General features: G+C 63.6%; 13 protein-coding genes and 1 pseudogene. 10 read left to right on the top strand and 4 right to left on the bottom strand.

Going from position 1 to position 17616, the window contains the following annotated elements; genetic code table 11:
• Positions 1–372 precede the first annotated feature (372 nt).
• Positions 373–1971 (bottom strand): MFS transporter, encoded by a 1599-nt coding sequence (locus tag B9Z01_RS17045; RefSeq protein ID WP_208626044.1) that lies wholly within the window; start codon positions 1969–1971, stop codon positions 373–375.
• Positions 1972–2291: 320 nt separating this feature from the next.
• On the opposite strand from B9Z01_RS17045, the pseudogene B9Z01_RS36915 reads away from it, so the two are divergent.
• Positions 2292–2393 (top strand): annotated as a pseudogene (locus tag B9Z01_RS36915) (IS6 family transposase); the annotation flags it as partial.
• Between the two features lie 40 nt (positions 2394–2433).
• On the opposite strand, the gene B9Z01_RS17040 reads toward B9Z01_RS36915, so the two are convergent.
• Entirely contained in the window at positions 2434–3279 is an 846-nt protein-coding gene (locus B9Z01_RS17040; protein ID WP_085485094.1) for an NHL repeat-containing protein, read from the bottom strand.
• Between the two features lie 341 nt (positions 3280–3620).
• The gene (locus B9Z01_RS17035; protein ID WP_167387503.1) at positions 3621–4253 is read right to left on the bottom strand and encodes a TetR/AcrR family transcriptional regulator; all 633 of its coding nucleotides are present in this window, start codon (positions 4251–4253) and stop codon (positions 3621–3623) included.
• 185 nt (positions 4254–4438) lie between these two features.
• On the opposite strand from B9Z01_RS17035, the gene B9Z01_RS17030 reads away from it, so the two are divergent.
• From B9Z01_RS17030 to B9Z01_RS16990, 9 genes are all read left to right on the top strand, one after another.
• Complete coding sequence (locus B9Z01_RS17030) at positions 4439–5512, top strand: hypothetical protein (RefSeq protein ID WP_085485090.1); 1074 nt, start codon at positions 4439–4441, stop codon at positions 5510–5512.
• Between the two features lie 22 nt (positions 5513–5534).
• The gene (locus tag B9Z01_RS17025; protein WP_085485088.1) at positions 5535–6887 is read left to right on the top strand and encodes an MFS transporter; all 1353 of its coding nucleotides are present in this window, start codon (positions 5535–5537) and stop codon (positions 6885–6887) included.
• Positions 6888–6910: 23 nt separating this feature from the next.
• Entirely contained in the window at positions 6911–8521 is a 1611-nt protein-coding gene (locus B9Z01_RS17020) for an acetate--CoA ligase (protein ID WP_208626041.1), read from the top strand.
• A 281-nt stretch (positions 8522–8802) separates the two neighbouring features.
• The gene (locus B9Z01_RS17015; protein ID WP_085485086.1) at positions 8803–9564 is read left to right on the top strand and encodes an enoyl-CoA hydratase/isomerase family protein; all 762 of its coding nucleotides are present in this window, start codon (positions 8803–8805) and stop codon (positions 9562–9564) included.
• Between the two features lie 80 nt (positions 9565–9644).
• Entirely contained in the window at positions 9645–10706 is a 1062-nt protein-coding gene (locus tag B9Z01_RS17010) for an ABC transporter substrate-binding protein (protein ID WP_085485084.1), read from the top strand.
• Positions 10707–10716: 10 nt separating this feature from the next.
• Entirely contained in the window at positions 10717–11778 is a 1062-nt protein-coding gene (locus tag B9Z01_RS17005) for an ABC transporter ATP-binding protein (protein ID WP_085485082.1), read from the top strand.
• A gap of 31 nt (positions 11779–11809) precedes the next feature.
• Complete coding sequence (locus B9Z01_RS17000) at positions 11810–13591, top strand: ABC transporter permease subunit (protein WP_085485080.1); 1782 nt, start codon at positions 11810–11812, stop codon at positions 13589–13591.
• Between the two features lie 28 nt (positions 13592–13619).
• Positions 13620–15161, top strand: coding sequence for an AMP-binding protein (locus tag B9Z01_RS16995; RefSeq protein WP_085485078.1), 1542 nt, complete (start codon positions 13620–13622; stop codon positions 15159–15161).
• A 66-nt stretch (positions 15162–15227) separates the two neighbouring features.
• Positions 15228–16070, top strand: coding sequence for an IclR family transcriptional regulator (locus B9Z01_RS16990; protein WP_085485076.1), 843 nt, complete (start codon positions 15228–15230; stop codon positions 16068–16070).
• Positions 16071–16137: 67 nt separating this feature from the next.
• On the opposite strand, the gene B9Z01_RS16985 is transcribed toward B9Z01_RS16990, so the two are convergent.
• A complete protein-coding gene (locus tag B9Z01_RS16985) occupies positions 16138–17610 on the bottom strand; it encodes a benzaldehyde dehydrogenase (protein ID WP_085485074.1) in 1473 nt (490 codons plus the stop codon).
• Positions 17611–17616 lie beyond the last annotated feature (6 nt).

Here is a 17616-nt window from a genome sequence, read left to right as displayed (position 1 = left end):
TTCTGGCCTTTTTTTGTTGGCTTTCGTTGGATGGAGCTCGAGTGACGACAGTGCTGTGCTGTGGCGGCGCAGCGAGGCTGGTAACCGGGTCGCCGAGGCTTCGGCGCACGCAGGGCAGCAGCAACCGGGCTTCGCACACGTGGCGTTGTTATAGCCTTGTTGCGCGATATATCGAGGACGCGCGGCTATCCTGCGCAGGTAAAACGAAGCCGTGTTTGCCGGGATCGATTGCGATCAACGTGACACAACCCATGATGATCTCCCGAAAAAGGAAGCAGCCCGAACAGCGCAAGCCGATCGGGCTACCTTGGTCAGGCTGACCATCACACTAGCGGTGAAGAAAAAACACTCCGGCTCTTTGGCAACGACCCGCTACATTTTCTCGACCGGCGCGTCGTGCATATAACGAAGGCCCACGACGAACGCCACGGCCAGCGTCACGAGAGGATAGGCCACACCGGCGATCATGTTGCCGGTACTGGCCGCGAGCGTGCTCATCACGAGCGGCAGGAAGCCGCCGAACCAGCCGTTGCCGATATGGAATGGAAAGGAAACCGCGGTGTAACGGATCCGTGCTGGAAAGAGCTCGCTCAGGTAGGCGGCCATCGGTCCGCTGATCATCGCGGTGCAGGCGAGCAGCACCATCAGCAGCAAGGTGACGGCGACCCGGTCGACGTGCGCGGGATTGGCCGACGACGTCCAGCCCTCGGCCGCCAGGGTGGCCCGGTAGCCCGCTTCATCGAACCCCTGCAAGGTGTGGGTGCCGATGCGTGTGACGACGTCATCGGCGCCATCGGCCGGCAAGCTGGTGTAGTTGATCCCGGCGCGGGACAGGAACTGCCTCGCCTTGTCGCATGTCGACAGGTGCGTATTCGGCGTCACGAAAAAGCGCGTGTGGCAATCGCGCGCGGCAACCGTGACGAGCACGCGCTGCTGGAATTCCATCAGATCGGGATTGGCGTAACGGCCCAGCGATGAAAACACCGGATAGCAGGTGACCAATGCCAGAAAGCAACCGCAGAGCATCACTTTGCGCCGGCCAATTCTGTCGGACAGACTGCCGAACACGATGTACAGTGGCAGCGTGACGATTAGCGCGACGGCCATCATTCCATATACCAGCAGCGAGTCGACGTGAAGCGGGCCCGACAACAGGATGAGCGGCGCAACGGATGCCGCGATGGAGGTCACGCCGAGTGGCATGGTGCCGCCGAGCAGCGCAATGAACATGGCCTTGAGGTTGCGCGGCTCGGCGAATGCTTCGGTGAGCGGCGCTTTCGACACCTGGCCGGCAGCCTTCATTTTCAGGTAGACAGGTGACTCGTCGAGCTTGAAGCGGATCCAGATCGACACGGCCAGCAATACCAGAGAGAACCCGAACGGCACGCGCCAGCCCCACTGCGCGAATGCCTGTGGACCGATCAGGGCACGCGCGGCAAAAATCACCACCGTCGCCAGCAGGAATCCCGCGGAACCCGTGATCTGGATCCAGCTCGTTTTGTAGCCGCGTACACGGGGCGCACAATGCTCGGCGATATAAACGGTCGCGCCACCGAATTCGCCGCCTACCGCTAACCCCTGAATGAGCCGCAGTGTGACCAGCAGCACGGGTGCTGTCCAGCCAATATGCTCGAAGGTCGGCAGCACACCGACTGCCGCCGTGGATACTCCCATCAGAATGATCGTCAGCAGGAATGTATTCTTGCGACCAGCCATGTCGCCCAGCCTGCCGAAGACGAGCGATCCCAGCGGGCGCACCGCGAACCCCGCTCCGAACGTGGCGAGACTCGCGAGCAGGCCGGCTGTCTGATTCTCCGGCGGGAAGAACCAGACGCCGAAATAGGTGGCGAGGCTGCCGTACAGGAAGAAGTCGTACCATTCGAATACGGTACCCAGCGACGCGCCCAGCACCACCCATCGGGATGCATGGCGTTCTTCTACGGCGTACCGCGCGGGTGCGGTTGAGTCCATCTCGTTGCTCCTCGTCTCCATATGATTGATCCACGACTGATATCGCGTTGTCCTGACGTGACTATGATTGCCCCTTGCCGGCAAGCACAACCCCCTGGATGACGTTACATCCGAATCCCTAGCTATCGGGTCTGATTTGCCGAACCCGAAGCGGCGCACGAGCCGGATGCGTTTGCGGCGCGCGGCCGATCACTTCTGTCGGATCCGGCCGGATTCGGCTGACATGCGACTGCCAAAGCGCGACAGGTCGCCATGTGATGACGTCAATCCGTGAGGTTCGGGTGAAGTGGCCCTTCCTGTCACACGGAAGGGCCAATCGTCGGAAATATCTGAACAACGTGATCGAGCAGGGGCATCGCGACATCAAATCGAGAACGGATGTGATGCCCGGTTTCAAACGGCTTGGGAGCGCCGCGGCCACGAATCCGATTTTCCGCTTGCTCGTTGCAAAGACTGTTGCAGTCAATCCGCGAGCAGCGGAAAGAAAATAACCGCTTGACCGTTCAGCCGTGGCATGCGCACCACCGAATCAAGGAAGCGTCCGTCATCGAAATCAAATGCCAGGACACTGTCGCGCGCGACACAATACAGATGGCCGTCGGGACTGAATCGCAGGCCACGAGGCTGATCGAACGCGATCCCGGACGGCGGAGTGAATACGCGTACGAGTTTTCCGGTCGCGTAATCATATTCCCGGATGCTGGTCGTGGCATGAGGGGCGCGAAACGGAAATTCACTGGAAACGACGATGTTTCCGTTGGGCGCGATCGTCAGATCGAGCGGGCTCACGGCGTCGTCGGCGATGAAGCGGGATGCCAGTGGTGTGCCGTATGCATCGAACACCGCGATGGTGTTTTCGCCCTCGCCATTCGGGCCGATACCCGAGGCGAGATAGACCGTGCCGTCTTCGGCCGACGCGAAGCCGCGGGGAAACGGAACGATGTCCACAGGCAGGATACGTTGCGGCGCGCCTGAGAGATCGGCGGCAAACGCGGCGATGGTTCGCGCGCTGCGCAAACCGACGAGATACCTTCCTTCGGGCGCGAGACTGCCGCCGCCCGCATTCAGTCCCGGGATCGGTCCCGTGTCGCGTACGACCTCTCCCGTGGCGTCCAGGGCGAGTATGCGGTCGCTGCCGCTATTCACATACAGAAGTTTTCGGTCGGCGCTTACGCTCAGGCCGCGCGGGTCGGTGATGCGAGGATCTGCGCTGAACGTGCCGCGGGCGGTTCCGTCGAGGTCAAACGAAAGCAGTGAACCATACCCGTTGCCATTGGCACCGGACGCACTGGTGACGAGGATTTGCATAGGGGACTTCCGCGAAGAGCATCTCTGCCCGATTGAACCCAGTTTATCTTCGCGAGGCGCGCGGCACTACGGGCGCGGGGGGATAGCACTTATCGCCAGGGGGAATAGGTGTTGCAAAGGTTGCGCGTTCTCCGTCGGTATAGCCTGAGTGTTCAGGTCCGTGCGATTGGCTCCGCCTGCTCGCCGAAGAGCCGTGCTGTTTCTTGCCTTCTTTCTGGCCCAATCCGGGCGATCTGAGTCACACGTATGGGATGGCCGGCCCCCTGCAAATAGGCTTACCGAGGGCCGCCCTATGCGAGATGACGCGAGAACCCGGTTCGTCCTGAATCAACCGCGCGTGCTCATAGCAGCACGCGCTTCCAGATGGCGGTCAGCTCGTGTGCGAACGCCTCGCTGTCCACGTTCGCCAGCGCGAACGCCGGATTGCGCACGACAAACGCTTCGCGCAGCACGTCGTCGACCATCGAGCCGAGACAGTGAATGCGTAGCTCCAGCGCCTGCTCGGTCACATCGCTCGTGCCGGCCTTTTTCACGCGCGAAAGAATCTTGCGTGTCCAGAGCGAGTTGACCCGCTGCCTGTCGAGCAGGATCTCGGGATCCTTGCTCATCAGTTCGCGCACACGCTCCATCAGCGCCGAATTGCGGGCGTAATGCTCGACATAGGCAACATTCGTTTGATGAATGCTCTCCTCGACATTGCTCGATACCCGCGCCTGCGCGAGCACGTCGAGTGTCATCTCGCGGAAGTCGCTCAGCACTTCGCGCGTCAGATCATCGACCGAACGGAAATACAGATAGATCGTCGGACGCGACACGCCCGCGATAGCCGCAATCTGGTCCATGCCAAGCTCGCCCAGCGTGCTCGTCTCCAGGCACTGCGCCGCGGCCAGCTTGAGCTGACGCCTTGTCCGCTCGCCTTTTTTCAGTCCCGGCTCTTCGGCGAGACGGGCCATTCGCCCCACGAAAGTTTCCACTTGTTTTTTGCTTGCCATTTTGTGACACACGTGTCAGGATCGTATTTATGACGCAGATGTCAGTTTACCAGTAGTTAGCCAGTGGTCAGGCTTTGGACGTGCGTTCCGCACGGCGGCTTCGTCTGACTCCGCACGGCAGATACGCGGGTTGCGTCGTGATGAGCGATATTTAAATAGGATTCCATATGAAAAGTGATGATCCGTCCTTCTCGAAGGATGCGCTGTCCGCGTTGCGTTTCGAAAGCCAGCTTGCTTCGGCATTTCTCTCCCGCACGTTCTCCGGGCTGACCGCCGTGGCCTTTCGTGAACTCGGAGAAGGCGCGGTCAACGAGTTGTGGCACCGCGTGCTCACGAGTCACCAGGGCGAGCGCTACGAAGAAGGGCTGCGCAAGCTCGGCATCGAAAACGATCCTGCCGCCGTCGCCGCCGCGAAATATCACTATTTCACGAATATCATCGGCGGCCTCGAGATGGAGTATGTCGAGGAGTCGGAGCGCAAGGTGTGGATCCGCTATCTCGCGCCGATGTGGACCTACGCCGGCGTCGCGCTGATGGCGATGCCGGCGAGCGTGCGCCGCACGGTGTTCGGCGCGTGGCATCCGCGAAACGGACGCTATATGGGCAACCCGCGGCTCGGTTTCGTCGCGACGAAGTTTTCGATGGACGGCGATCCATACGACGAAGGCTACTTCTACGAGTACGACCGCGACCTGCGCGAGGACGAAACGTATCGCATCGAAGTGGTGCGGCACACGCCGCGTTTCGATCCGGCGCGCGCACCGACGCTCGACGCTGATCTGTGGCCCGAGCCGCGTATCCTCAAGGCGCGCCCGAAGTTCTCGGCGGGCTATGTCCAGGCGACCATCGACAGTCTGTACTGGATGATCGGCGAATTGCGCACGCACCAGATCGTGCGCAGCACCATGCGCATGCTGGCGATCCAGCTAGGCCCGCAATTCGTCGCGCAGACGGGCGTGGAAACGAAGGACGTCGCGAGCATCCTGCGCTTCCATCAGGTGCTACTCAAGGCGATGGGCCGCGAAGCGTCGGTGGAATCCACGGGCGCGAGTAGCGGGTGTCTGCATTTGCATGGCTACAAGCCGTTCGATGAGCGCTATCCGCCCGAGCTGCACCAGGCCTTCTTCGAATTCCATTCGATGGTCACCCGCATGATTAGCGGCACCGTGAAGATCACGCGCCAGGAAAAGGGTTCCGGAGAAACCTGGGAACTCGTCGATACGGGCAACTGGCTTTATTGACTTTCCACAGGAGGAGACAGCCGTGGATAACGTAAGCCATACCGCCGCGCACGGAGACCGCCTGCAGGCGGCGCAACGCGCGGCATCCGGCAAGACAATGAGACTGCTGGCCGGCGTCGCGGCCGGCAACTTCGTCGAATGGTTCGACTTCGCCGTGTACGGCTATTCGGCCTCGACGATCGCCCGGCTGTTCTTTCCCGGCAGCGATCCGACGTCCGGCCTGCTCGCGACGCTCGCTATTTTCGGTGTCACGTTCCTGTTCCGGCCCGCGGGCGGCATTTTCTTCGGCAAGCTCGGGGACCGCGTCGGCCGGCGCAATACGCTGTCGATCATCATTCTGATGATGGGCGCCTGTACGACGCTGATCGGCTTCCTGCCCACCTACGCCAACATCGGCGTGCTGGCGCCGCTGCTGCTCGCGGTGCTGCGTCTCGGGCAAGGCTTCTCCGGCGGCGGGGAAGCGTCGGGCAGTTCGACCTTTCTCAGCGAGCACGCGCCCGCCGCGCGCCGCGGCCTCTGGACCGGCATTTCGAATTCGTCGCAGACGCTGCCGTTCGTCGTCGCGGCGATTCTGATGACCGTCATCGAGGCTTCGATGTCGAGGCAAGCGTTTCTGTCGTGGGGATGGCGTATTCCGTTTCTGCTGTCCGCGCCGCTCTCGCTGATCGGGCTGTATCTGCGCGCGAGGCTCGAGGACACGCCCGCGTTCGTCGAGATCCAGCGCTCGGGGCGCATCGTCGAGACGCCGATCAGGACCGTGCTCACGCACTACCGCAAGCAGGTGCTGTTGCTCGCCGGCGTCGCATCGCTCAACGCGCTCGCGTTCTACACGATGTCGAGCTACATGACGACGTATCTGAAGCAGGTCATCGGCCTCAGCCCGACGATCAGTCTCGTCTCGAACGCAGTCGCGCTGCTGCTCTACAGCCTGCTGATTCCGTTCTTCGGCAGCCTCGGCGACCGTTATGGGCGCAAGCGCATCGTCTTCGCGGGCGCGTTGGGGCTGGCGCTCACATCGGTGCCGGGCTATCTGCTGGCGGCGCAAGGCGGCATGTTGAACGCGATTCTCGGGCAGTGCCTGATTACCGTCTTCCTGACGCTGACGGCATCCGTCGTCGCTGTCGTGCAGTGCGAACTCTTTCCGACGGAAGTGCGTTACTCCGGCGCGGCGCTCGGCTATAACCTCGGTTATATGCTGTTCGGCGGCACGGCGCCGTTCGTCGCGCAATACCTCGTGGTGGTGACCGGCGCGCCGCTGTCGCCCGCGTTCTATATGTCGGCGGTCGCGCTGCTCGCGCTCGTGCCCATCGCGATGTTGCCCGAAACCGCCGGCACGAAGATCGCCCATTCCGGCACGTCCTTTTCTTCACACTGAATCGAATCGGGACACGAAGACTGATGGCTGACGCTGAATTTATGGAAGAACGTGCCGCCGGCACCGCCATGAGCGAAGACCGGCTTCGCTATGAGCACTGGTATCGCGGCTATCGGTGGGACGTACCGGAGCGCTACAACGTCGCGCGCGATGTCTGCGACAAGCATTCGCCCGAGCGCCTCGCGATGATCCTCACCGGCGAATCGATCGAGGACCGCTTCGTGCATTGGGGCGAGATCCAGATGCTCGCCAATCGTTTCGCCAATTCGATCGCCGCGCAGGGTGTGCGTCCCGGCGACCGCGTGGCGGTGCTGATGAGCGCATCGGTGGAAGCGGCGGCCGCGATTCTCGGCATTCTGAAGCTCGGCGCGATCGGCGTGCCGATGGCCGCGCTCTGGAGCGACGAGTCGCTCGTGTACCGGCTCGGCTGCGCACAGGTCGCACTCCTGATCGTCGACGACGCCAATGCCGCGCGGCCGCTCGAAGGTATGCATCGCACGCTGCGCTACGACGCCGCGCACATCGCGTCGTTCGACAGCGTGTTCGAAACCGCCGACACCCGCGCCGACGATCCCGCGCTCATCTACTTCACGTCGGGCTCGACCGGCAAGCCGAAGGGCGTGGTGGCGCCGCATCGCGGTCTCATCGGCCATAACGAATTCGAGGTCTGCCAGGACCTGCGCGACGGCGAGCGGTCCTACTGGATGGGCGACTGGGCGTGGGGCGTCTACAAGGTGCTCGGCCCGTGGCGTTACGGCGCGGTGAATCTCGTGCACATGTCCGCGCATCGCTACGATCCCGAAGGCCTGCTCGCCGCGCTGAGCCGTCATCAGGTCAGCAACGTCTTTCTCAACCCGAGCGGCCTGCGTCTCATGATGAAGACCGTGCCCGATGCCGGCACGCGCTATCCGCAGGCGTTTCGCATCTGCTGCAGCGCGAACGAGCCGCTCGGCCGCGCGGAGGCGACGTGGTTCAGGGAGCAGTTCGGCATCGACGTGCTGGAAAACTACGGCATGACCGAAGCGTATCCGATGGTCGGCAATTTTCACGGACTGCGTATCAAGCCCGGCTCGATGGGGCGTCCGGTGCCCGGCTGGGACGTGCAGTTGCTCGACGACGCGGAGCATCCCGTCGCCGATGGCGAGCAGGGCGAGATCTGCTTGCGCACGCGTAGCAACCCGCAGTTTCCGCTCGGCTACTGGAACCGGCCCGACGATACGCAAGCGGTCTTCGGCGGCGAATGGTTTCACACGAACGATCTCGCCGTGCGCGACGCCGATGGTTTTATCTGGTACGACGGGCGCAAGGACGATGTGATCAAGACGTCCGGCTACCGCATTAGTCCGTTCGAGGTGGAAGAGGCGTGCTGTCAGCATCCGGCGGTCGCGGCGGCGGGCGTCATCGGCGTGTCCGATCCGGAGCGTGGAGCGCGCGTGAAGGCGTACATCGTGCTCGCCGAGGGTTTTGACGCGAGCGGCGCGGTGGCGGAGAGCATCCGCGAGTTCGTGCGCGGCGCGCATTCGCAGTTCGGCTATCCGAGGCTGATCGAGTTCGTCGACGAACTGCCGAGTTCGCAGTCCGGAAAGGTCAATCGCAAGGCGCTCCGCGAGCGAGCGCGCGGCGCGGAATTCTGAAAAAACGCGTGTTCAGAAGCAGGGCGCCTGACGCGCCGCCACATCCCGGGCGGCGTTTTCTCTTATCTCTCCCACCGCAGCGAATGCCCGGCTAACAACGGCTCGGCTTCGCTCGCACGCTGTTTTCCCCATCGCGATCTCCGCAAGGCACGCCACCGGTCGGCGCGTAGCGATGCGCCGTTCCCAAACGAGTTGCACCTCCTTCGCGTAAACCCGCTTGCAACGCATTTTTGATGCATCTATATTTCTATACACCACAAACTATTGGAATGCGATAAATCATGAGCGAAGACGTCCTGTTCTCGAATCACGGCCGCGTCGCGGTCATCACGTTGAACCGCCCCGATCGGCTGAACGCCTGGACCACGCCAATGCGCGAAAAGATCATCGAGGCGCTGGACCGTTTCAACGCCGACGACGAAGTCGCCGCGATCATCATGACGGGTGCCGGCAACCGCGCCTTCTCGGCGGGGCAGGATCTGTCGGAAGCACATGACTTCGACGGCGCGCGCGCGGTGGCGTGGGTGAAGGAGTGGCAGCGCTACTACGCTTCACTGCGCGGCCTGAGCAAGCCGCTCGTGATGGCGCTCAACGGCACCGCCGCGGGTTCGGCATTCCAGGTCGCCTTGCTCGGCGATATTCGCGTGGGTCACGCGGGCGTGCGCATGGGTCAGCCGGAAATCAACGCGGGCATAGCCAGCACGACCGGCCCGTGGATCATGAACGCGATGCTCGGCATGTCGCGCACCATCGAGCTCACGCTCACCGGCCGTCTGATGGATGCGCAGGAGTGCCATCGCATCGGCCTGATTCATTACCTCGTCGATGAAGACAAGGTGTTCGAAAAGGCGCTGGAAATCGCCACCGAACTCGCCGCCAAGCCGCCCGTCGCGATGCGCCTGGACAAGCAGCGCTTCCGCGAGATGACCGAAGCGGGCTTCGTCGACTGTATCGAAGCGGGCGAGCGCATCCAGCGCGAAGCCTACGACTCCGGCGAGCCCGCGCGCATGATGGAAGAGTTCTTCAAAAAACGCGCGAAATAGGCCGGACCCCGAAGCCGGACAAAGGCCGAGTCGAGCCAAGCCGTTCCCATCTCAACCCCCAAGTGCGGGAGACCTGAACCATGACGCAAGACTTCAACCCGGCGCGCCGCCGCATCCTGCAAGGCGCGGGCGCGCTCGCAGTGGCCGGCGCGCTGCCGCTCGCCGCGCGAGCGCAATCGAAGCAGATCGTGGTGTCCGACCCGGGCGGCCCGTATACGACCGCCTATCGCGAAGCCTTCTATGACCCGTTCGAGAAAGCGACGGGCATCAAGGTCGTGAGCGTCGCACGCGAGTCGCAGCCGGTCGCGCAGTTCGCCGCGATGGTGCAGACGAAGAACTACGTGTGGGACGTCACCACGCTCACGTTGTCTGCCGACATTCCGTATCTGGAAGCGAAAGGTCTGCTAGAGCCGATCGGGCTGAAGGCGAGCGACTATCCGGACATCATGCCCGAGGCGATCACGCCGAACTGGCTCGGCGTCGACGTCTACTCGACGGTGCTCGCGTATCGCGCGGACAAGTTCAAGGACAACGGTCCGAAGTCCTGGGCGGACTTCTGGGACGTGAAGAAATTCCCCGGCCGCCGCTGCCTGCGCCGCAGTCCGCTCGATACGCTCGAGCAGGCGCTGCTGGCCGACGGCGTGCCGCTCGACAAGCTCTATCCGCTCGACGTGGACCGCGCATTCAAAAGCCTCGACAGGATCAAGCCGCACATCGACATCTGGTGGACCTCCGGCGCGCAGGCGATGCAGGCGATCCAGAGCGGCGACGTCGACATGATCTCGGCGTGGAACGGCCGCGCGCAGGCCGCGAAGGACAGCGGGGCGCCCGTCACCATCGTGTGGAATCAGGGTTTGTATTCGATCGAAGGCTGGGGCATTCCGAAGGGCACGCCGCGCGCCGATGCCGCAAAGCAGTTCGTGCGCTTCTGCGCCGACGCGAAGCGCCAGGCGCTGCTTACGCACACGCTCGCATACGGCCCGACCAACAAGCGGGCGTTCGAGAGCATCCCGAAAGAGCGCGCGGCACTGTTGCCCACCGCGCCGGACAACATCCGCGACATGCGCCTGCCGAGCCCGCAATGGTGGGAAGCGAATCGTCAGAAGGTCACCGAGCGGTTCAATTCGTGGATCATTTCGTAAGGACTGCAACATGAGCTCGAAACTCGAGGCGATCGGCATCGCGAAACGCTATGGAGATTCGGTCGCGCTGGAACCGACGGACCTCGCCGTGCAGGTCGGCGAATTCCTGACGCTGCTCGGTCCCTCTGGTTCGGGCAAGACGACGCTCCTGCAGATGATTTCCGGGCTCGTCGCGCCGAGCGCGGGGCGCATCGAGATCGACGGGCGCGACGTCACGCATGTCGAGCCGGGCAAGCGCGGCATCGGCATGGTGTTTCAGAGCTACGCGCTGTTTCCGCACATGAGCGTGTGGGACAACGTCGCGTACGGTCTGCGCATGCGCCGCAAGTCGCGCGAAGAAGTGCGCGCGGCCGTCGACGACGCGCTCGCGATGGTGCGCATGACCGACTACGCGAAACGTTTTCCGAAGGAACTGTCCGGCGGGCAGCAGCAGCGCATCGCGCTCGCGCGCTGCTTCGCGTACCGGCCTTCGGTGATTCTGCTCGACGAACCGCTCGGCGCGCTCGACAAGAAACTGCGCGAGCACATGCAGGCCGAGATCCGCCGTCTGCACAAGGAGCTCGGCGCGACCTTCGTCTACGTGACGCACGATCAGGACGAAGCGCTTACGCTGTCCGACCGCATCTGTCTCATGAACCAGGCGCGCATCGAGCAGGTGGGCACACCGGCCGATCTTTACGATCGTCCCGCCACGCGCTTCGCGGCGGGGTTCATCGGCCATTCGAATCTGCTCGAAGGCGAGCTCGACGACACGCGCGGCGCGGGCGGAGAACCGATTCTGCTCGCGGCGGGCGGACGCATTCCGCTGCCGATGAGCGCCTCGGTCACACCCGCTATGCGCCATACCTTGCTCGTGCGTCCCGAAGCGCCGCGCCTCGTGGAACCGCAAAGCGGTTTTGTCGACGGCACCATCGCCGATGTCGTGTTCTTCGGCAGCGACACGCGCGTGCAGCTCTCGATGAACGACGGCAGCGAGCTCACGGTGCGCTGCGAGCGCAGCCTGTCGCCGCGCGTCGGCGACAAGGTGGGCCTCATGTGGGACCCGTATCGCACGACGCTGCTGCACGCCTGAGAAACGCCAGAAAAACGCCTGAGGAATCGTCATGACCATCGCTCTACACGCGGATCGCGAGAACGAAAGCTCGCGGCGCGGCCGGTCCGTCGCGCTCGCGCGCTTCATGCGCTTTTTGCCGATCCTGCCGACGCTTCTGTTCATGCTGGTGTTTTTCATCGTGCCGGTCGGGGAGATCCTGCAAGGCGGTCTCGTCGGCCCGGACGGGCAGATCGGGTTCGCGCAGTTCGAGCGCATCGCGCGCACCCCGGTCTACGCGAAGGTGCTGTGGATCACCTTCGCCATTTCGTTCATGACGGCGGCGCTCTCCATCCTGCTCGGCTATCCGGTCGCGTACATGCTGAGCCGGTTGTCGGAGCGCGTGCGCGAGCGCTGGCTGTTGTGGATCATGCTGCCGTTCTGGACGAGCTATCTCGTCAAGACTTACGCGTGGATGCTGCTGCTCTCGAAGACCGGCGTGCTCTCGACCATTGCGCTGGCGCTCGGCCTCGTGCATGAGACGACCGGCACGATTCCGTCGCTGACCGGCGTGCTCATCGGCATGGTGCATTCGATGCTGCCGCTCGCCGTGATGACGATGCTCCCCGTGATGCGCGGCATCGACGAGCGCTTCGCGCAAGCGGCCGAAACGCTCGGCGCGGAACGCAGCACGAGCTTCTTCACGGTGTTCCTGCCGCTGTCGTCGCCGGGTGTGGCGGCCGCGGGGTTGCTCGTGTTCATTTCGAGCCTCGGCTTCTTCATCGTGCCCGCGCTGCTCGGCTCGCCGAAGGAAACGATGATCGCGCAACTGGTGATCTCGTCCGTACTCGAGCTCTTCGACATGCGTTTCGCGGGCGCGCTCTCGACGGTGTTGCTGGTCTGCTCGATCGTGATCTTCTTCGTCTACGACCGCATGGTCGGACTGACCTCGCTCACCGGCGAAGTGACGGAGCGCTCGCGCGGATCGCGTGCGCAGGGTTTCAGGCTCGCATTGCTGATGACGGCGGGGCGCGCCTTCGCGCCATTCATGATACGCCGCAAGACGCACGCGGAGCCGTTGGCGCGCGCCGCCAGCCCGCTCGGACTCTATACGTGCGTCATCATGGTGATGCTCGTCGCGCCCGTGCTCTCGGTGATTCCATATGCGTTCACGAAGAGCGACTACATCGCGTTTCCGCCGAAGCTCTTCAGCGTGCGCTGGTTCGGCACGTTCATGGACTCGCCGGTGTGGCAGAGCGCGATCATCCGTTCGTTCGAAGTGGGCCTCGGCACCGCGCTGCTGTCGCTGCTGCTCGGCTTCGGCGCGACGCTCGCGATGACGCGGATGCCGCGCCGCGCCAGCAAGTCGATGTTCGCGCTGCTCGTCGCGCCGCTGATCGTGCCGCGCATCGTCGTGGCGGTGGGCCTGCTGTATCTGTTCAGCCGCTTCGGGCTCACCGGCACGAATCTCGGCCTCGTCATCGGTCATACGGTGCTCGCCATTCCCTATGTGGTCGTGACGCTCGCCGCGGGCTTCCAGCGCTTCGACTGGCGTCTCGACGACGCCGCCCGCGTGATGGGCGCCTCGCCGCTGCGGCGCATCACGTCGGTGGTGCTGCCGTTGCTGATGGCGAGCGTGACCGCCGCGTTCCTGTTCGCGTTCCTCGTGTCCTTCGACGACCTGACCATCGCGATCTTCGTGAGCGGCGGCATCAATTCGACGCTGCCCAAGCAGATGTGGGACGACATCCAGCTCGCGGTCACACCGACGCTCGCGGCGGTGTCGACGACACTCATCATCCTGATCGCGCTGGTCGTCGCGGTTTCTTCCTGGTTCAAGCGCCGCGCGCGCTAAACCTCAGGCTTTATCAACCGGTTCGAACATGCATCGTTATCCAGAATATTTCGCTCACCGCCACGCAGAGGACGAACTCGACTGCGTGCCCTTGCTTGCGGCGGGATTGCGCCGCGCCCCCGCGCGCACCGTCGCGCATTTCGACGATCACGCGATCACTTGCGAAGACGTCGCGCGGCATATCGCGCAGTTGCAGCGCTGGTTCGCGGAGCACGGACTCGTGCCGGGCGATCGCGTCGCCGTGATGCTCGGCAACAGCGCGGAGCATGTGCACCTGATTTACGCGCTGGTGCTGAGCGGCCTCGTGTGGGTGCCGGTGAATACGAAGCTGCGCGCGGCCGGCCTCGAATATCTGCTGCAGCACGCGGAGCCGAAGCTTTTTATCATCGAGGACGAGTTCGATGAGCTCACCGGGCAGATCGAATGCGGCCCGTCGCGGCGCGTGCGCCTGCCTGCGTTCGATGCGAACGATGCGAACGCCGAATTCTCCACGCCGCGCATCGATGTGTACGATCCGCTGTGCGTCATCTATACCTCGGGCACGACGGGCGCGCCGAAAGGCGTCGTCTTCACGCATCGCATGATGCGCATCGCGAGCGAGGCGGCGCTACGCGTCGCGGACGTGCGCGAAGGCGACCGGCTATTCCTGTGGGAGCCGCTGTGCCATATCGGTGGGGCGCAGATGCTGCTGCTGCCATTTCTCGAAGCGGTGACCCTGCACGCGGTGCCGCGCTTCTCGGCGTCACAGTTCTGGCCGCAGGTCGAACGCGCGGGCGTGACGCAACTGCACTATCTGGGCGGCGTGCTCGATATCCTCATGCAGTTGCCGCAGGACGCGCAGCCCGTGGCGCACACGTTGCGCGTCGCGTGGGGTGCGGGCGTGAGCGCGTCCGCGTGGGAGCCGATTCAGGCGCGGCTCAAGCTGCGTCTGCGCGAATGCTACGGCATGACCGAATGCTCGAGCTTCGCGACGATGAACGCCACCGGCAAGCCCGGCTCGATCGGCCGCGCGCTGCCGTGGATCGACATCGAGCTGCTCGATGAAAACGGCCAGCCGGTGAAGGAAGGCGATGCTGGCGAGATCGTGCTGTCGAGCAGGGTGGAGGGCACGTTCCTGCCGACGTATCTGAAGAATCCGGATGCGACGAAATCGGCGTTGCGCAACGGCAAGCTGCACACGGGGGACCGCGCGCGGCGCGATGCAGACGGCGATCTGTTCTTCATCGGCCGGCAGACGGACAGTATGCGGGTGCGCGGCGAGAACGTATCGGCATGGGAGATCGAGCGCATTTTCGCGGCGCATCCGGCGATTCGCGCGAGCGCGGCGATCGGCGTGGCGTCGGCGATCGGCGAGCAGGATATCCTGCTCAACGTCCAGTTCAAGGACGAGCCGGTCGCCTGGGAAAGCATGCACGCCTGGGCGCGCGAGCGGCTTGCCGGTTTTCAGCTGCCTCGCTATTACCGCGCGGTGGAAAGCTTCGAGCTCACGGCGAGCGAGCGCATCAAGAAGCACCTGTTGCCGCGCAGCGTCGAAGACGCGTGGGACCGCCTCAGCAGTGCGGGGAGCTAATTATCATATAAAGATAGGCTGTTAGGGCTATGCGATAATTCATCAACAAACGGAAAATGAATAGTGATGAGTGACGAGCCCAAAGTTCCGCGCAAACGCAAGAGCCCCGCGGCCCAGCCGCGAGGCGAGGCAATCGATCCGAGCGCGTCTTCGCTGTACGTGCAGTCCGTCGAGAAGGCCATGAAAGTTCTCACCGCCTTCGACGGCAGCAAGCGTCAGTTGTCGCTCTCCGAGATCGCCTCGCTCACCGGCTTCGACATGAGCGCGACGCAGCGTTTCGCTTACACGCTCGCCGCGCTCGGCTATCTCTTCAAGGACCCCGACAGCCGCAAGTACGAACTGTCGCCGCGTCTGCTGGACTTCACTTACCACTATCTCACGTCGAACGATCTCGTCAGCCGCGCAACGCCTTATCTCCAGCAACTCGGCTCGGAGACGGAAGAGGCGACCAATCTCACCGTGCTCGACGATACCGACATCGTGTTCGTCCTGCGCATCGTGAGCCGCAACGTGTTCAACGCGCACGTCATTACCGGCTCGCGCCTGCCCGCCTACTGCACGGCGCCGGGGCTCGCGATTCTCGCGACGCTTCCGGACGGCGAAATCGACGACATTCTCTCGCGCACGAATCTCGTGCCCTATACCGCGTCCACCGTGTACCAGCCGCGCAAGATCAGGGAGCGCATCGCGCAGATCCGCAAGCAAGGCTATGCGCATACGGAGGACGAATATTTCGTCAGCGACATTTCGACCGCGGCCGCCATCACGAATGCGCACGGGCGCGGGGTCGGCGCGGTGAACATCGCGGTGGCGAGATCGCGCTGGCACGCCGACCGCGATGAAAAGCGCTTCGCCGATCTGGTCATTTCGACGGCTTCCGCGATCTCGACGCGGCGTCGGATCGAGTAGTAGTCGAATAGTGGTCGAATAGCGCGGTAGGTGCCCGCCTGCCTGATCTGGCAAGAACGCTACCGCATCAGAACGGGTAGCTGGGTAGCTGCGAGCGCACGGTGATCCATTGCCACTCGCTGAACTGGTCGGCATTGCTGGACGCGCCGTGGCCGAAGCCGTTGCCGGAAATGCCGAGGCCGCCAATCGGGCCGTAAATCCCATGCACCACGGTCTGATCGTTGATGTGGATCACGCCGGAATGCAACGCATCGGCGACGCGTTGGGCACGGGCCAGGTCGGGGGAAACCACCGCCGCCGACAGGCCGTACTCGGTCGCGTTGGCGAGAGCGATCGCTTCCTCGTCGGTGCGGAACGTCGTGAGCGCCGCCACCGGCCCGAAGATTTCTTCATCGAACGCCGCCATGCCGGCTGTCACTCCGGTGATAACGGTCGGCTCGAAGAAGAGTCCGTTGCGTGAACCGCCGGTCAGCAGCTTCGCTCCCTGCGCCACTGTCTGCGTGACGATCCGCTCGGCATTGGCGGCCTGGCGTTCGTTGATGATCGGCCCGACCTGGACCTTTGCGTCGAGGGGATTGCCGACGACGAGCGCCTTCGCCTTTCTCACCAGCGCTTCGACGTAGGCTTCGGCGACCTTCTCATGCACCAGATGACGGCCGGTGGTGAGACAGATCTGGCCTTGGTGGAAGAAGGAGCCCCATGCGCCAGCGCTCGCTGCCGCTTCGATATCCGCATCGTCGAGCACGATGAACGGATTGTTGCCGCCCAGTTCCAGTGAGACGCGCTTGAGCTGTCCGCTGGCGATCGAACCGACTTCGCGGCCGACGCGGCTGGAACCCGTGAAGCTGATCATATTGATGAGCGGTTCCTTGACCAGCGCGGCACCGGTTTGCGCGGCACCCGGCAGGACATGGAACAATCCCTGGGGCAGGCCCGCTTCTTCGAGCAGCCGGGCAAAGGCCACGCCACCGATAATCGGCGATTGCACGTCGGGCTTCAGCAGGACGGCGTTTCCCATCGCCAATGCCGGGGCGATCGCCCGCACGCCCAGGATGAAGGGCGAGTTCCACGGCGTAATGACGCCGACCACGCCGAGCGGAATGCGCCGGGCGATGCTCTGAAAGCCCGCCTCCATTGTTTGGGTCAGGATGCCTTGTGGCTGGCTGCCGAGCGCGGCTGCTTCCAGAAGCTCGCGCGCGGTGACGTGCACCTCCCACTGTGCTTTGGCTCGAATCGAGCCGGTCTCGCGGACCAGCTGTTCTGCGAGCTCGTCGGCGTGCGCCAGCACCAGGCGGGCAGCCTCTCTCAGCACGTCGCCACGCTGCGGCCCCGCCAGTTTGGCCCAAACCTTTTGCGCCTCGCGTGCCGATGCGGCGGCAACCGCGATGTCTTCGGCGGACGCGATGCCGATCGCGCCGAGCTTCGCGCCCGTGGCTTTTTCCTTCACCTCCTCGGTGCCGAGACTCGCGTCCTTCCATCCGTTGCTGTAGATTTTTTCATTCCACACGTGTGCAGGTGTAAACAATGTTGTGCTGGTCATTTTCGT

This window comes from Paraburkholderia susongensis (genome assembly GCF_900177725.1).
In the GTDB taxonomy this organism is placed as follows: Bacteria; Pseudomonadota; Gammaproteobacteria; order Burkholderiales; family Burkholderiaceae; genus Paraburkholderia; species Paraburkholderia susongensis.
Note: the sequence above shows the minus strand (reverse complement) of the source record. Positions and strands in the feature narration are given on the sequence as shown.

Coding starts and splice junctions, on each gene's coding strand:
- B9Z01_RS17005 (WP_085485082.1), top strand. CDS start 10,717: ATGAGCTCGAAACTCGAGGCGATCGGCATCGCGAAACGCTATGGAGAT.
- B9Z01_RS16995 (WP_085485078.1), top strand. CDS start 13,620: ATGCATCGTTATCCAGAATATTTCGCTCACCGCCACGCAGAGGACGAA.
- B9Z01_RS17020 (WP_208626041.1), top strand. CDS start 6,911: ATGGCTGACGCTGAATTTATGGAAGAACGTGCCGCCGGCACCGCCATG.
- B9Z01_RS17000 (WP_085485080.1), top strand. CDS start 11,810: ATGACCATCGCTCTACACGCGGATCGCGAGAACGAAAGCTCGCGGCGC.
- B9Z01_RS17045 (WP_208626044.1), bottom strand. CDS start 1,971: ATGGACTCAACCGCACCCGCGCGGTACGCCGTAGAAGAACGCCATGCA.
- B9Z01_RS17010 (WP_085485084.1), top strand. CDS start 9,645: ATGACGCAAGACTTCAACCCGGCGCGCCGCCGCATCCTGCAAGGCGCG.
- B9Z01_RS17030 (WP_085485090.1), top strand. CDS start 4,439: ATGAAAAGTGATGATCCGTCCTTCTCGAAGGATGCGCTGTCCGCGTTG.
- B9Z01_RS16990 (WP_085485076.1), top strand. CDS start 15,228: ATGAGTGACGAGCCCAAAGTTCCGCGCAAACGCAAGAGCCCCGCGGCC.
- B9Z01_RS16985 (WP_085485074.1), bottom strand. CDS start 17,610: ATGACCAGCACAACATTGTTTACACCTGCACACGTGTGGAATGAAAAA.
- B9Z01_RS17040 (WP_085485094.1), bottom strand. CDS start 3,279: ATGCAAATCCTCGTCACCAGTGCGTCCGGTGCCAATGGCAACGGGTAT.
- B9Z01_RS17015 (WP_085485086.1), top strand. CDS start 8,803: ATGAGCGAAGACGTCCTGTTCTCGAATCACGGCCGCGTCGCGGTCATC.